This window comes from Actinomadura rugatobispora, assembly GCF_042656285.1.
In the GTDB taxonomy this organism is placed as follows: Bacteria; Actinomycetota; Actinomycetes; order Streptosporangiales; family Streptosporangiaceae; genus Spirillospora; species Spirillospora rugatobispora.
This window is the reverse complement of the sequence record NZ_JBHSON010000335.1, coordinates 1-510: the sequence shown is the minus strand read 5'-3', so window position 1 is coordinate 510 and position 510 is coordinate 1. Positions and strand designations below refer to the sequence as shown.

General features: G+C 58.2%; 2 protein-coding genes. Both read right to left on the bottom strand.

What is annotated here, in order from left to right; translation table 11 throughout:
• Positions 1-279 (bottom strand): phage tail protein I (locus ACFPZN_RS56690; RefSeq protein WP_378293804.1); only part of this gene is annotated, 279 nt, incomplete at its 3' end.
• Positions 272-510 (bottom strand): baseplate J/gp47 family protein (locus tag ACFPZN_RS56685; RefSeq protein ID WP_378293802.1); only part of this gene is annotated, 239 nt, incomplete at its 5' end. The genes ACFPZN_RS56690 and ACFPZN_RS56685, both read right to left, overlap by 8 nt.

Below are 510 nucleotides of genomic sequence, written 5' to 3'. Positions count from 1 at the left end.
CAGCCCCTCGATCACCCGCTTAACTGCCGCCACCGTTCCTTTTCGCTGATGGATCCAGAACGCATCACTTACTGCCTGCCGCTTAGCGGTTTCTGTCCAGGTTTCCTCCCATCGATCAACGGAGAAAGCCCAGGCCAGGTACGGCAGAAACTTTGCCGGGCATTTCCACGGGTTCCACAGGTCACGCAGCGGCACGTTTAAATCACTGATACCTGAACAGGCTTGCGCCAGCCTGCGCTCCAGCGCAGACGACCCCGGCGGCAACAGGCTGCTAGTCATAAGAGCCACCAATTTCTGCTTTAAAATCGGTGCAATATGACGCCTGCGTTTTATCTATCACCATGTCAGCCAGGGGCTGCATCAGCTCAACCCGCTGCACGCCCTGAACATGCAGAGCGGCATAAATCGCAGACAGCCGCACATCACGCCCCAGGCGGCGCTGCTCATTGATGTATGCAGTGCCCTGCTCTTTCGCGGCAGCGAGGATGGGTTCCTTTGCCGGGCCGGGAT